Source organism: Enterococcus ureasiticus (assembly GCF_001730285.1).
GTDB classification, from domain to species: domain Bacteria; phylum Bacillota; class Bacilli; order Lactobacillales; family Enterococcaceae; genus Enterococcus_L; species Enterococcus_L ureasiticus.
On record NZ_MIJZ01000002.1, the window covers coordinates 1 to 13294 of the forward strand.

A 13294-nucleotide genomic window follows, 5' to 3' on the forward strand; every position below is an offset into this window, starting at 1 on the left:
TGAATGTTAACCAATATTTAACTAAGCCTTTGTAGCGATTGAAAATTACGTTACATAAGTTTTCATAAAAGCCAACCATTTCACGACTACGCCATGCGCCATATTTTTCTACTAGATGCATTGGACAATCAAAGTGAGTGATCGTTACAAGAGGCTCTATATTGTGTTTGCGGCATTCTTTGAACAAATCTTCATAGAACTTCAAGCCTTCTTCATTCGGCTCTGTTTCGTCTCCTAGAGGGAAAATACGACTCCAAGCAATTGATAGACGGTAGGTTTTAAAACCCATTTCACCAAATAATGCGATGTCTTCTTTATAACGATGGTACATGTCGATCGCGTTTTGAGCTGGGTAAAAATGTTCATCATCAAAATCAAACATTTTCATCTCCCCTGTGATTACTGGAAAACGATCCGGTCCAACGGGTGCTAAATCTACGTTAGCCAAACCGCGTCCGCCTTCATTATAGCCGCCTTCACATTGATTGGCTGCTGTTGCGCCGCCCCATAAAAAGTCTTTTCTAAATGCCATATCATTCATCCTCCAACAATTTATTTGAACAAAAGTCTTCTTAGCGAATGACTTTCATTACTTGCTCACCTGGTTCAGCCAATACTTTGGTTAAAGTAATAATATCACCAAAATCGGCTGAATTCGTTACAACAACGGGTGTAATTATATTATAGCCTTTTTCAGCAATTTTTTCTAAGTCAAATTCAATTAACTTATCTCCTATTTCAATATTTTGACCTTTTTCAACAAAATATTCATACCCCACACCATTTAATTGAACAGTATCTATGCCAATGTGAATCAATAGCTCCACACCTGAATCACTGGTTAAACCAATTGCATGTTTAGAATCAAAAAGTGCTGTTACAGTTCCTGAAACGGGTGCGTAAACAATACCTTCTACAGGTTTAATTGCAATGCCTTTACCTAAAATCTCTTCTGAAAACATTCCATCTTCTACAGCTGTCAAGGCTACTACGTCACCTTTGATTGGTGCAACGATCTCTGTGATCGTATTTGCTTCAGAAATAGTGTTACCTTCATTGTTTTTAATTGTTGCTTTTGGTGTTTCAACGACTGGATCTTTATATAAAATATATGAAACAGCAAAAGAAATCACGATACTGATCGCAGCTCCGATACAAGCCATATATAAATGTGTCAACGTATCATCACCAATGTAACTTGGAAGTGTCAATAAGCCAGGTGAACCACCAGTAAAGTTTTTCACTCGAGTAATTCCCATGAACAAACCACCGATTCCCCCGCCAATCATTGCAGCATATAAGGGAGTTTTATATTTCAAGTTAACCCCATACAATGCAGGTTCAGTAATCCCAAACAAACCTGTTAAACCAGCTGAAGCAGCTACTTGTTTGATTGAAGAATCTTTGCTTTTCACACCAACGGCTAAAGAAGCAGCACCTTGTCCAAGGTTTGAGGCTAACATTCCTGGATAGATCACACTATCATAACCAGTTGTCATACGATTATTAATACCGATCGGTACTAATCCATAATGCGTTCCTGTTGCTACAAACAATGGTGTCAACGCTCCAATAATCGTCGGAACTAACCATGGACTAAAGTTTTCCAAAGCTTTGATTCCATTTGAAATAGCGTCACTAATGAAATAACCAAGTGGTCCTACTACTACTAGCGAAACTGTCCCAACAATCGCAATTGTAATCAATGGTTTACTGAAAAACTTGATTGCTTTAGGCGATACTTTATCAGCAATCGGTTCGACATAAGACATAAACCAAACAGCTAAAATAATCGGAATAACTGACGATCCATACGTTACTGCAGATATCGGTAATCCGAAAAGATGAATACCGCCTTCTCCTGCCTCCTTGATAGCATTAACCATTCCCACAAAATTCGGATGAAGTAAAATCCCACCCACCATCATGGCAAGATACATATTTGTTTTAAATTTCTGTGCAGATGATGCTGCTAACAAAATAGGTAAAAAGTAAAAGGCTGAATCTGCCATGAAATCAATAATAATATAGGTCTGCCCAGTTTTATCGATTGCATTAAAAACAACTAGAAGAGACAAAACAGCTTTTAACATCCCAGCCGCAGTAATCGCTGGTAAAATTGGTGTAAAAATACCTGTGATCGTGTCAATAATTTTTGAAGCTGCACCACGTTCATCTTTTTCGTTAGATTCAACTTGTTCTCCATCTAAAGTGGGTACTTCCTTTAAAATTTCTTTATAAACACTCCCTACATCACTACCGATAATTACCTGATACTGTCCACCTTTTGAAACAACACCCATCACTCCTGGCGTATTTTTCAATCCATCTGTTTGTGTTTTCCCTTCATCTTTCAAATTGAAACGTAACCTCGTAGCGCAATGAGTCAAACCAGCGATATTTTGTTTTCCACCGATTTTTTCAATAATCGTTTTTCCTAATTCTTGATAGTTCATCATTCATCCCCCTAATTCTAAGTGTTAATTGTGAAGCCTAATAAAATCCATAAAAAAATACCTAAGAAACCTCTTATTTCAAAGAGATTTTTCTTAGGTATAGCCTGCTTTAACGCAGTAACAATCCTTTAATTGTTGGTTATTCTTCTGATATGGATAGTGAGATAAATCATCTCATCTTCTTGTAAATCACGACCAAATTCTTTTCCAATATACTCGCGTATTTTCAGTGCACAAAGGTATTCGTCTTGATATTTTTCTTTTAACATAAACAAGAAGCCTTCATCTTTGTCTTTATCCAATTCTATTCCGCTAAATAAGCGTTGAACAAAAAACTTTAAATGCGTAATAAATCGTTCATAATTTAACGTGTATTCATCCAAATCTGTTTTATAATGATATTTAACAATATTAATGATTTTTTGAATGACCTTTGTCATTTCTGAAACTTGACTGACTTGTGATAAATCTAGTTCTGCATTAACGATATGCAATGCAATAAAACCAGCTTCATCTTCTGGAAGTACTATATCCAGACGATTAGAAATAATAGTCAATGCTTCTTTTCCAATCAAATATTCGTGATTGTAAAAACGCTTGATTTCCCAAAGGAGTGCGTTTCTAACAGGTAAACCACTATTATGTCGTTCGATTGCATAATCGATATGATCAGTTAACGTAAGATAGATATTTTCATTCAACTTTTTACCTAAGGAAACTTTAGCGAATCCAATAATTTCATTGGCAACCTGTAAATGCTCTAAACGAACATTCGATAATAGTTGAGTTAGCTTATTTGTATTTAAATCGGCATTACTTGTATATACTTTTTCAATAAGAGCATCATCAATAACATCACCGACATTTTTCTTAAAGCCAATACCTTTACCCATCACTAATACTTCGTGATTGTCAGCATCAAGAGACTTCACAATATTATTATTGATTACTTTTTTTACTTCCATAATATCTCCTCAATGAGATTAGATCAGCTAGCTAATTAAATGTTACTAAAAAGAAATAAAGTATAGCCTGAAAACTCAGTAACAATCTTGATTTCTCTTGTTATTAAACCATGAAAATAAAGCGTTGTCAATAAAGGGAAAATACTTTCATTCGCTTTTAAAAAAGAATTTCTACTAACTTAAATATTATTGTTACTTAACGTATAACGATAAATAGCAAGACAGATTTAGTTATTCTATCTTGCTAATGATATTTACTCGAGTCAATACACGTATTTATTTCTTAGTGATTCTAACGTTTCTTCATCTACTTCTAATTCATCTTTTAAGTAATTAGTTATCGTTCCATAGCGACCTTCTACAGCATCATAGGCTCCATCCAGATAATCTTTTCTTGTTTGCTGCAAGGAAGCTAGAAAAGCTAATACATCTTCATTGTCTGTATACTTTTTATAAATAGCCATTCTTTTCGCATTTCTGGGAGCATTCATTTTATCAGTTAGTAAATAATCTTGGTAGATTTGATCTTTATCCACACCTAAAGCACCTAAATATAAAGCTGCTGCCCAACCGGTCCGATCTTTTCCGCCTTGGCAATGGAATATCAGCGGGGTTATATCCTCTTGTACAAGCGTTTTAAAAAATTGTTTATATGCTTTGATGGCATTTGTTCCTAACACTAATTGCTCCATTTGTTTGACCATTACATTACGATTTTTGACCAGTTGCGCCCGACCTTCTTCTGTCTCAACCATTATTTCTAATTGAGCTATTTTATCTTCATCCTTCCGAGAAACAGTTTGTGTACTGGCTTGTTGAGCCACATCTGCATGAGGATTAAAATTGAATATCTCACTGGTCGAAATGGATTTATTCGGATCTTTCTTTATTTCCTCTGGTGAACGAAAATCAATAATCCGCTTGACACCCATACGCTCAATATAGGCTTGACCTTTCTCATCTATTTGATGCAAAGCATCTGATCGGAAAACTTGCCCCCACTTTGTTAATCGGCCATCGGTTGTATGATACCCTCCCATATCACGGCAATTATATAAATTTTTCAAAGGCAATCGACGTTCTGCTCCGATAAATATATCTGAATTCATTTCTAATTTAAAGTAAAGACGTTCATTAGAATTAGGGTCCACAAAATTTTGCCACCCTTGTTCTGTAAACTCCAAATAGTTAGTATGCGTTTTTCCTGAACTGTCTGTTCCATAATAAACCTTGACAGGAAGTACTGCTGTATCTGGAATATAAATTGCTAATTGATTCTCATCCCTTTTTACTTGAAGTGTTTGCATCAGGTCACGCTCCTATTTCATTTCAAGATTTGCAGTTTCTTCTGCAACACCTTGACTATCCAATTTTTTCATAAATGGCAGATACAATAATAATACCACAATAAATTGAATCAACTGCACGACCAATCCTTGCCAACCAGCGGCCATAAAACCGGATAAAAAAGTAGGTAAATTTTTAGGAACATTGACACTGATAACAGGTAAAAATCCAATTATTGTTGCTACATAAGCAATTCCTACGCAGACAGCCGCTGAAAGAGTCAATGGAATAAAAATAATCGCATTCATGATCATTGGAATCCCAAATTTCATTGGTTCAGTTATTCCGAAGATACTAGGAACTAAGGAAATTTTTCCAATTGATTTGAATTTTTCACTTCTACTCATCCAAACTAGAATAACAGCTAAAGCTAAAGCTCTCGGACCTTTAAATGCATCTAAGAAAAACGAATTGATAATGTTTGTTGCAGCTTCTCCTGCTGCGACAGCTTCCATATTTGCATAAGCTTGTGTTGTAAATAAAACGGCAATAACAGAACCTACCACCATACTTCCATGAATACCGAAGAACCATAATAATTCTGATAAAAACATGATGAATAGCGCTGACCATATCGAACCCCCTAAAGCTTCGAGCGGTGTTTGCAAATTCGTATAGATAAAGTCATGAATATTACCAAATTTAGTTTCAGCGAAAGCAGTACTGATCATAATAACAACGATAAAAATAATTGCTGCTGGAACAATTGCTTCAAATGTTTTGGCAATAGCCGTAGGTACACTCTCAGGCATTCTAAACGTAATACGCTTTTCAACCATTTTAGCGAAAACCCAAGTAACAACTAGCGCCACGATCATCCCAACAAAAATTCCTTTTGATCCTAGATAAGTTAATTCAAAAGCCAACGCGGGTTTTTCTTGACCAATATCAAATGCAGTTATTGGTGTCAAAACGAAGAAAGCAGCTAACGACAAAATAATTGATGCAATCGTATCGCCTTTTTTCTCTCTCGCCATAGCACAAGAAATCCCAATAATAACATAGATCGTAATTAGATTACTTGAAATCGATGTTCCTAACGAGCAAGCTTTCATGACGATCTCAGGTAACCCCGGAATCATTCCAATAATCGTTGTCAGACTTCCTACAATTGTGATTGGCAATGTCATCATCATGCCATTAGCGATACTCTTAATAAAGATATTATTGGAAAACTTATTGACAAATATATTCAATCCGTTGATAAATGAACTTTTTTTCGTTTCAGACATTTTTACTCCTCCTTTTACTAACCCTAATTAGACGTGATAATTTCTTGAGCATTCTTAAAAACTTTCTCCCCATTCATCATGCCATAATCCATCATCTCAATCACAAGTACTGGGATATCTGGATATTCTTTTTTTACATCATCTAACTGATAACCAACTTGGGGACCTAATAAAATAATATCTGATCCAATCACTCTTTCTTCTAATTCACTAAGTCCACAGGCTGAAATATCTGCTTCGATTCCTTGTGAATTTGCGTACTCCTCCATTTTTTTAACTAACATTCCTGTTGACATTCCACCTGCACACGCTAATGTAATTTTCATTCTGATCACCTTTTCCATTTATTTTTTAAACATTCTCTGTAATTAAACTACGCAATTGTTGTAGTTCTTCATGTAAATCTATTAATTCTTTTGCAAAATCTGTTGCAGTTATCGCTGCCATCATATGATCTTGTGCGTGAGTTAAAAACATATTGGCAGATTCATCTGGATTACTCGCAAATTTCTGTAAAATATCTGTGTGATGTTGATGAGCAACTTTTAAGTTTTTTTTGCTTTCTTCTAACGTCTTTTTTGCGCTCGCTATCTTTCCATCTTTGGCCTCTTTGATTGCATTCATTGCCAGTGATTTGGCATTACCCGCATAAACAATGATCTGCATTACATCCGTCTCTGAAATCATTTGATCTTCTCCCTTCAAACACTAATTATGTTTTCATAGTTATATACGCAATAAACGTGCCAAACAATTAAAACATTGACTGAATAACGATTCTGAAAGATGTGTTTCCTAATTCAAAAAAACAAAACACATCTTTCAGAACCGACAAAACACATTGTCAAAAATAAAACACATGACTTTGACTATTTCATCTCACAACATTATACTTAGTCCATAGAACACAAAACACACTATCCATCAAAGGTCGTGGAAAAATGAAAAGAATCGATAAAATAGCGGAATTACTAACACAATACTCTGAAAAGCAACCCGTTACTGCAAGTGAAATGGCAGAGCAACTACAGATCACACGTGCAAATGTCAGTAGTGATTTAAATCAATTAGTCAAACTAGGTAAAGCAAAGAAAATCGGTACTAAACCAGTCTATTTTTTTTCAACTACTCCAACAATAAAAAATGAAGAGAATATCTTAGATGATTTCATCAAAAAAAGCCCCAGTCTTTTTCACTGTGGTGAACAAGCTAAGGCAGCTATTTTGTATCCTCCAAATGGGATGCATATCTTATTAACTGGTGAAACAGGTGTTGGAAAAAGCATGTTTGCTGAATTAATTTATACTTATGCGCTTGTGCAAAATAAATTGAAAGCGGATTCTAACTTTATCACCTTTAATTGTGCTGACTATGCAAATAATCCTCAGTTATTGGTAGGCTCTATTTTCGGAGTACTGAAAGGTGCTTATACTGGAGCAGATCTCGATCGAGTTGGTTTACTAGAAAAAGCAAATGGCGGTATTCTCTTTCTAGATGAAATCCACCGCCTTCCTCCTGAAGGTCAAGAAATGCTGTTTACATTCATTGATCGAGGGATTTACCGCAGGCTTGGCGAAACAAATAGTGAACGACAAGCGCAAGTTTTACTTGTTTGTGCAACAACAGAAGATACCTCTTCTTCTTTACTACAAACATTTATCCGTAGAATTCCAATGAGAATTGAAATTCCTAGTTTGGTTGACCGTGGTTTAGAAGAGAGATTAAGCTTAATTGCAACCTTTTTTCAAACTGAGACGAAGAAACTAAGAACACCCATAGAAGTTTCAACCAATACAATTCGAGCCTTATTAGGATATCATTGTCCAAATAATGTGGGGCAGCTAAAAGCAGACATTCAATTACTATGTGCAAAAGCCTATTCTCAATTTATTGCCCGCCAGGAAGAAACAATCAAAATCAGTAGCTATGAGCTCCCACATTACATCCGTGAAGGCCTTTATAATACTGAAGATCGCAAAAAAATCTGGCTACTTCTACCAAATATGAATACCCGATTCTTCCTCTTCAATGAAGAAGAAACGACACTCTTTTTACCTAAAGAGACGAAGGGAAATGATATCTACCAAATCATCGAACAAAAAATGAGTGACATGGAACGAATCGGACTTAATATTTCTCAAACAACCGAAATCATCGATACAACAATCACTAATTATTATCGTTCATATAATACTGATTCAGTCGTTGATTTAAATAATTTGGAGCAAATCGTCGGTTCAGAAATCGTTGCAACGGCTAACAAAGTATGTGAAAAAGCCTCCAGATTATTGACTATTTATTTATCTGATAATGTTCGTTATGGACTTGCCCTTCATTTATACAATACGATTCAACGAGTAAAAAGAGGCCAGACAATCATCAACCCGCGAATCGTTGAGATAAAACAAGAGCATCCTCGTCTTTTTGATGCGGCCAAACATTGTCTATCTGTCATAGAATCCGATTTTAGTATCCGACTTCCAGAAGATGAAGCTGGATTTCTTGCCCTATTTTTTACATCTGATGAAAGTAAAAGTAAAAAAAGAACGAAAGTTGAAGTCATTGTCGTAGCCCACGGTGAATCAACAGCAACAAGTATGGCCAATGTCGTAAACAAACTCCTCGGTGAACAAATAGCGATCGGATTTGATATGAATCTTGAAGAAAAACCAATCGTCACGTTAACAAATATCCAAAATTATCTTTCTGCAAAGAATCAGCTAAAGGATGTTCTATTGTTAGTAGACATGGGCTCTTTGATCAATTTCAGTGATGAATTAGAAAAAAATTTAAACATCCAAATCCGCTGTATTGAACTGGTCAGCACCCTTCATGTTTTGGAAGCCAGTAGAAAAGCCTCCCTTGGCCATGGTTTAAATGAAGTATTTGAATCAACGAAGAATATTAGAGGATTATCTACTTATAAGAAAAATTATGAAGAACAAAAACCAGAAAAACTATATATACTTACATTATGTACTACAGGCGAAGGCTCTGCTCAATTAATCAAAAAAATGCTAGGAAACCGCTTAAATTTAAGAGGTGGTGCTTGTGAAATCGTATCGTTACAAATAACTGATGAAAGATTATTAGAACAAATGATCACGAACTTGAGTTGCTCTGGAAAAATCATTTGCACGATCGGCACTTTTCAATTATCGTTGGCTTCACCTCATTTTTCAATCACTGATGCACTAGATGAAACAAAAACAAAGCAAATTCAGTCTCTTATTGATTATGAAATCGCGTTTGAAGGTATGCGGACTAATATTGCAAATATGCTAGTGTATAAAGATGGTGAGCAACTGATTGTTTCAATTAGAGAATGGGTGGAAACAATGGCAGTACAAATCAATCCTGATATTTCTTATGAAATAAAAGTAGGTTTAGCTTGTCATGTAGTTTGCATGATCGACCGTTTAAAACAAGGAAAAAATGTCAGTTGTTTTCCACAAACTTCAACATTTCAAGAAAAATTTGCTGTTGAAATTGCCAGCGTTCAAAAAAACAGTCAATTTTTAGAAACCTATTATGCCATCACAATACCTAAGGATGAAATTTTTTATATCACTGCCTTTTTTATGAATGAGTCATTTCTTTAAAAAAGAGCTCTAGACAAACTAAAAATAGTTTGTCTAGAGCTCTTTCCCCGAGCAATGCGTGCATCCAAAATTAATATGAAAATACGACATAAGATTATTCAAAAATGAAATACAATACTGTAACGAATAGCTTTTGTACACAAACCTTCTTTTAAATAATTTCGTATTCTTCCTCTGTTGCGAAATACTGATTATGAATAATCACAAATACCAATCCAATCAATACCATAAATGCTGCAAAGTAAAATGTTACACTGGAATTCCAAATTTCTGCTAATTTTCCAGCTACAAAAGGTGCGATTGCACCACCAAAAAAACGAATAAAACTATATGAAGATGAAGCTACACTTCTTTCAATATCTGGTATTTCCATCGCAATCGTTGTTAAAAGTGTATTGATCAAGCCTTGGAATAACCCGGCCATAATAACGCCCACAGCGACTAATTCCGGTGTCTGTGCATTAAATCCAATAAAACCCAAACATACTAAGAAAAAGAACAATGCTAGTAAAATGGTACGATACGTATTGATTTGTTTCTCTAAAATAGGTGCAATAAATACAGAAGCTACTGCTAATAACGCTCCCCAACCAAAAAAGACAAAACCAACTTGCATTTCTGAAAATCCTTCAAGTAGAAATGGCGCATAGGCTAATAATGTAAAAAAACCAAAATTATATAATAATGCGATGATCCCGACTGAGCGCAATTTATGATTACTTAAAGCCTTGATCCCAGCCAAAAGAGATACTTTTTTCTTTGGCTTAGCTATTGGCGTTAACAAAAAAGCAATTGCTAATGTTGCTATAAACATCAAAGTGGCTACACCGAAGAACGGCATACGCCAAGACATGCTACCTAACACTCCACCAAGCAAAGGACCAATCGCCATTCCAAGTCCCATCGATGCTTCATACATGATGATTGCTTTTTCCGTTTGCCCCGCTAACACGCCCACAATCGCAGATAAAGCAGTTGAAATAAACAATGCATTTCCTAACCCCCAACCTGCACGTAAATAGATTAAGCCTTCAATCGTTTCAGAAAAGCCTGCTAAACATGAAAATCCAATAATAATAATCAGTCCAAAAATCAATGTTTTCTTTGCACCAATCCTACTAGAAATATATCCAGTAAACAGCATCATAACCCCTGTCACCAACATATAACTCGTAAATAAAAGAGTTGTTTGTGCTGGTGTAGCGTCTAACTGCCGTGCAATTGTTTTTAAAATAGGATCTACCAAGCCGATGCCCATAAATGCAATCATACAAGTAAATGCAACCGCATAAGCAGAGCGCAGTCCACTCTTATCAATTTCCATTTCTTCTAAACGTTCCTCTAAAAAATCTGATTCTTCCACTTCATTACCTTCTTTCTATATAAAAATACTACATAAATAAATACATGTCAATATTCACATGTATTTATTTATGATATATCATTCCATTTTGTGTTATAATAGAAAATAAGCGGATTCAAAATGATAAGGAGAACAGTTACTATGAATACTCTAAGTTATATTTTGCTTTGTATGTTAGTTAGAAAACCATGTACTGGTTATGAATTGAAGCAATATCTTTCACTTTTTTGGGAAGCCCATCACAGTCAGATTTACACTTCTTTAGCAAAACTTTTGAAGGAAGAATATGTTTCAGTCGAAAATGACGAGAAGCATTCACAAAAAAAAATCTATCATTTGACTAAAAAAGGTGAAAATATCGTCAACACTTGGATCCAAGAGGAAACGAAAGAACCTTCTCAAAAAGATGAATTTCTTGCAAAAATATATGTAGCATCGATTTTAGATAAAGATACCGTTAAAGGTTTACTTTTTGAAAGAAAACAGCATCAATTAAAAATGCTTAAAAAAAACCAAGCGAAACAAGCACAAATCGATCAATTAACTGATCCAGAAGAACAGAAAAAAAACTTTGGACGATTTTTGGTTATCCAAAGAAGAATACGAATGTGTGAAGAGGAACTTCGCTGGTGCCAGTGGGCTGAAGAACAAGTCGAGCAATTATTTTCAAGTAAATTAGATGACTGATCTACTTAAGTCATTGTCTATATATTAAAAGGGAGGAAAAACAACTTAATGTCTTTCCTCCCTTTTAATTTGTTATTCGTTATACATTTTTTTTCGTACGTTTAACGTTATAACTGATGCTGTAGAAATGGATAGTCCAAATATTACAAGAAATACCTAGGCACTCTCACCTGTTTTAGGGAGTACATGATTTTCAGTTTTATCTGTAAAGTTATGCTTATCCATATTAATTTATTTATTTTTTTCACCGTTAATTTCTTCAACAACTACAACTTCTATTAATTTACTAAAAAAAAAGATATATTAACGCTTTTAACGTTAATATATCAATTATACCGGCGGCCGGGGTCGAACCGGCACGCCCTCGCGGGCACTGGATTTTGAGTCCAGCGCGTCTGCCAATTCCGCCACGCCGGCATGAAATAATTTGCAAGGCGGTAACCGGATTTGAACCGGTGATGAAGGTTTTGCAGACCTCTGCCTTACCACTTGGCTATACCGCCATATTACAATTTAAAGATTCTCTAAACGAGAAAACTGGGGTAGCTGGATTCGAACCAACGCATGACAGGATCAAAACCTGTTGCCTTACCGCTTGGCTATACCCCAATAATAAAAATTAAATCTAAGGGCGACTGATGGGAATCGAACCCACGCGTGGCGGAACCACAATCCGCTGTGTTAACCACTTCACCACAATCGCCATAAAACATAAAATAAAATTAAATCTAAGGGCGACTGATGGGGATCGAACCCACGCATGGCGGAACCACAATCCGCTGTGTTAACCACTTCACCACAATCGCCATAAAATTTTACTAACAGGGATAGTAGGAATCGAACCCACAATGACGGTTTTGGAGACCGTAGTTATACCGTTTAACTATATCCCTACTATGTAATGGAGGAAAGTGGATTCGAACCACTGAACCCTAAGGAACGGATTTACAGTCCGTCGCGTTTAGCCACTTCGCTATTCCTCCAAATGGCGCAAGACAGAATCGAACTGCCGACACACGGAGCTTCAATCCGTTGCTCTACCAACTGAGCTACTGCGCCAAAAAAATAATAAAACGGTCTGGACGGGACTCGAACCCGCGACCTCCTGCGTGACAGGCAGGCATTCTAACCAGCTGAACTACCAAACCGTAATTTAATGGAGGTTGACGGGATCGAACCGCCGACCCCCTGCTTGTAAGGCAGGTGCTCTCCCAGCTGAGCTAAACCTCCAATAAATATAAATGACCCGTACGGGAATCGAACCCGTGATACCGCCGTGAAAGGGCGGTGTCTTAACCGCTTGACCAACGGGCCAATAAAAAACTTAATACGGAGAGTAAGGGATTCGAACCCTTGAGACAGCGTTCACCGTCTACATGATTTCCAATCATGCTCCTTCGGCCACTCGGACAACTCTCCAAAGTTAAAAGAAGCAAGCATTACTCATCAAGTCCTATATTAAGGAACTCCGGCAGTAGGACTCGAACCTACGACATCATGATTAACAGTCATGCGCTACTACCAACTGAGCTATGCCGGAATAATTAGCGTGGCGACGTCCTACTCTCACAAAGGGAAACCCTTCACTACAATCGGCGCTAAGAAGCTTAACTTCTGTGTTCGGCATGGGAACAGGTGTATC

Annotated in this window: 10 protein-coding genes, 13 tRNA genes and 1 rRNA gene; 2 read left to right on the forward strand and 22 right to left on the reverse strand. The window is 36.2% G+C overall.

The features are described 5' to 3' along the window. From BCR21_RS05755 to BCR21_RS05785, 7 genes are all read right to left on the reverse strand, one after another. A partial coding sequence (locus BCR21_RS05755; protein WP_139125610.1) for a family 1 glycosylhydrolase occupies positions 1–532 on the reverse strand: 532 nt, incomplete at its 3' end. A 40-nt stretch (positions 533–572) separates the two neighbouring features. Continuing rightward, a complete protein-coding gene (locus BCR21_RS05760; protein ID WP_069645574.1) occupies positions 573–2456 on the reverse strand; it encodes a beta-glucoside-specific PTS transporter subunit IIABC in 1884 nt (627 codons plus the stop codon). Between the two features lie 128 nt (positions 2457–2584). Then, complete coding sequence (gene licT / locus BCR21_RS05765; protein WP_069645575.1) at positions 2585–3421, reverse strand: BglG family transcription antiterminator LicT; 837 nt, start codon at positions 3419–3421, stop codon at positions 2585–2587. Between the two features lie 263 nt (positions 3422–3684). Further along, complete coding sequence (locus BCR21_RS05770; protein ID WP_240488073.1) at positions 3685–4728, reverse strand: tyrosine-protein phosphatase; 1044 nt, start codon at positions 4726–4728, stop codon at positions 3685–3687. A gap of 12 nt (positions 4729–4740) precedes the next feature. After that, positions 4741–6000: a PTS sugar transporter subunit IIC gene (locus BCR21_RS05775; protein ID WP_069645577.1), complete on the reverse strand. Its 1260-nt coding sequence runs from the start codon at positions 5998–6000 to the stop codon at positions 4741–4743. A gap of 23 nt (positions 6001–6023) precedes the next feature. Beyond that, positions 6024–6326, reverse strand: a complete 303-nt coding sequence (locus BCR21_RS05780) for a PTS sugar transporter subunit IIB (protein WP_069645578.1) — start codon at positions 6324–6326, stop codon at positions 6024–6026. A 25-nt stretch (positions 6327–6351) separates the two neighbouring features. Next, positions 6352–6687, reverse strand: a complete 336-nt coding sequence (locus tag BCR21_RS05785) for a PTS lactose/cellobiose transporter subunit IIA (protein WP_069645579.1) — start codon at positions 6685–6687, stop codon at positions 6352–6354. 254 nt (positions 6688–6941) lie between these two features. Between BCR21_RS05785 and BCR21_RS05790 the strand changes: the two genes are divergently transcribed. After that, positions 6942–9602: a sigma-54-dependent transcriptional regulator gene (locus BCR21_RS05790; protein ID WP_069645580.1), complete on the forward strand. Its 2661-nt coding sequence runs from the start codon at positions 6942–6944 to the stop codon at positions 9600–9602. A gap of 151 nt (positions 9603–9753) precedes the next feature. Here BCR21_RS05790 and BCR21_RS05795 read toward each other — a convergent pair whose 3' ends face one another. Then, positions 9754–10926, reverse strand: coding sequence for an MFS transporter (locus tag BCR21_RS05795; RefSeq protein WP_069645582.1), 1173 nt, complete (start codon positions 10924–10926; stop codon positions 9754–9756). A gap of 180 nt (positions 10927–11106) precedes the next feature. On the opposite strand from BCR21_RS05795, the gene BCR21_RS05800 reads away from it, so the two are divergent. Further along, the gene (locus BCR21_RS05800; RefSeq protein ID WP_069645581.1) at positions 11107–11652 is read left to right on the forward strand and encodes a PadR family transcriptional regulator; all 546 of its coding nucleotides are present in this window, start codon (positions 11107–11109) and stop codon (positions 11650–11652) included. Between the two features lie 333 nt (positions 11653–11985). On the opposite strand, the gene BCR21_RS05805 is transcribed toward BCR21_RS05800, so the two are convergent. From BCR21_RS05805 to rrf, 14 genes are all read right to left on the reverse strand, one after another. Further along, positions 11986–12069 (reverse strand) — tRNA-Leu (locus BCR21_RS05805). 15 nt (positions 12070–12084) lie between these two features. After that, positions 12085–12155 (reverse strand) — tRNA-Cys (locus BCR21_RS05810). Positions 12156–12189: 34 nt separating this feature from the next. Further along, positions 12190–12261: transfer RNA gene (locus BCR21_RS05815), tRNA-Gln, on the reverse strand. A gap of 21 nt (positions 12262–12282) precedes the next feature. Next, positions 12283–12355 (reverse strand) — tRNA-His (locus BCR21_RS05820). Between the two features lie 30 nt (positions 12356–12385). Next, a tRNA-His gene (locus BCR21_RS05825) sits at positions 12386–12458 on the reverse strand. 16 nt (positions 12459–12474) lie between these two features. Continuing rightward, a tRNA-Trp gene (locus BCR21_RS05830) sits at positions 12475–12545 on the reverse strand. A gap of 9 nt (positions 12546–12554) precedes the next feature. After that, positions 12555–12635: transfer RNA gene (locus BCR21_RS05835), tRNA-Tyr, on the reverse strand. A 3-nt stretch (positions 12636–12638) separates the two neighbouring features. Then, positions 12639–12711, reverse strand: a tRNA-Phe gene (locus tag BCR21_RS05840). Positions 12712–12726: 15 nt separating this feature from the next. Continuing rightward, positions 12727–12800 (reverse strand) — tRNA-Asp (locus tag BCR21_RS05845). A 9-nt stretch (positions 12801–12809) separates the two neighbouring features. Next, a tRNA-Val gene (locus tag BCR21_RS05850) sits at positions 12810–12882 on the reverse strand. Between the two features lie 12 nt (positions 12883–12894). After that, a tRNA-Glu gene (locus tag BCR21_RS05855) sits at positions 12895–12966 on the reverse strand. Positions 12967–12982: 16 nt separating this feature from the next. After that, positions 12983–13071 (reverse strand) — tRNA-Ser (locus tag BCR21_RS05860). A gap of 47 nt (positions 13072–13118) precedes the next feature. After that, positions 13119–13192, reverse strand: a tRNA-Asn gene (locus BCR21_RS05865). 7 nt (positions 13193–13199) lie between these two features. Beyond that, positions 13200–13294: ribosomal RNA gene (gene rrf / locus BCR21_RS05870) — 5S ribosomal RNA — on the reverse strand; the annotation flags it as partial.

What these genes read in the sequence shown, in the direction of transcription:
- BCR21_RS05760 (WP_069645574.1), bottom strand. Translation starts at nt 2,456, where the DNA reads ATGAACTATCAAGAATTAGGAAAAACGATTATTGAAAAAATCGGTGGA.
- licT (WP_069645575.1), bottom strand. Translation starts at nt 3,421, where the DNA reads ATGGAAGTAAAAAAAGTAATCAATAATAATATTGTGAAGTCTCTTGAT.
- BCR21_RS05770 (WP_240488073.1), bottom strand. Translation starts at nt 4,728, where the DNA reads ATGCAAACACTTCAAGTAAAAAGGGATGAGAATCAATTAGCAATTTAT.
- BCR21_RS05775 (WP_069645577.1), bottom strand. Translation starts at nt 6,000, where the DNA reads ATGTCTGAAACGAAAAAAAGTTCATTTATCAACGGATTGAATATATTT.
- BCR21_RS05780 (WP_069645578.1), bottom strand. Translation starts at nt 6,326, where the DNA reads ATGAAAATTACATTAGCGTGTGCAGGTGGAATGTCAACAGGAATGTTA.
- BCR21_RS05785 (WP_069645579.1), bottom strand. Translation starts at nt 6,687, where the DNA reads ATGATTTCAGAGACGGATGTAATGCAGATCATTGTTTATGCGGGTAAT.
- BCR21_RS05790 (WP_069645580.1), top strand. Translation starts at nt 6,942, where the DNA reads ATGAAAAGAATCGATAAAATAGCGGAATTACTAACACAATACTCTGAA.
- BCR21_RS05795 (WP_069645582.1), bottom strand. Translation starts at nt 10,926, where the DNA reads ATGGAAATTGATAAGAGTGGACTGCGCTCTGCTTATGCGGTTGCATTT.
- BCR21_RS05800 (WP_069645581.1), top strand. Translation starts at nt 11,107, where the DNA reads ATGAATACTCTAAGTTATATTTTGCTTTGTATGTTAGTTAGAAAACCA.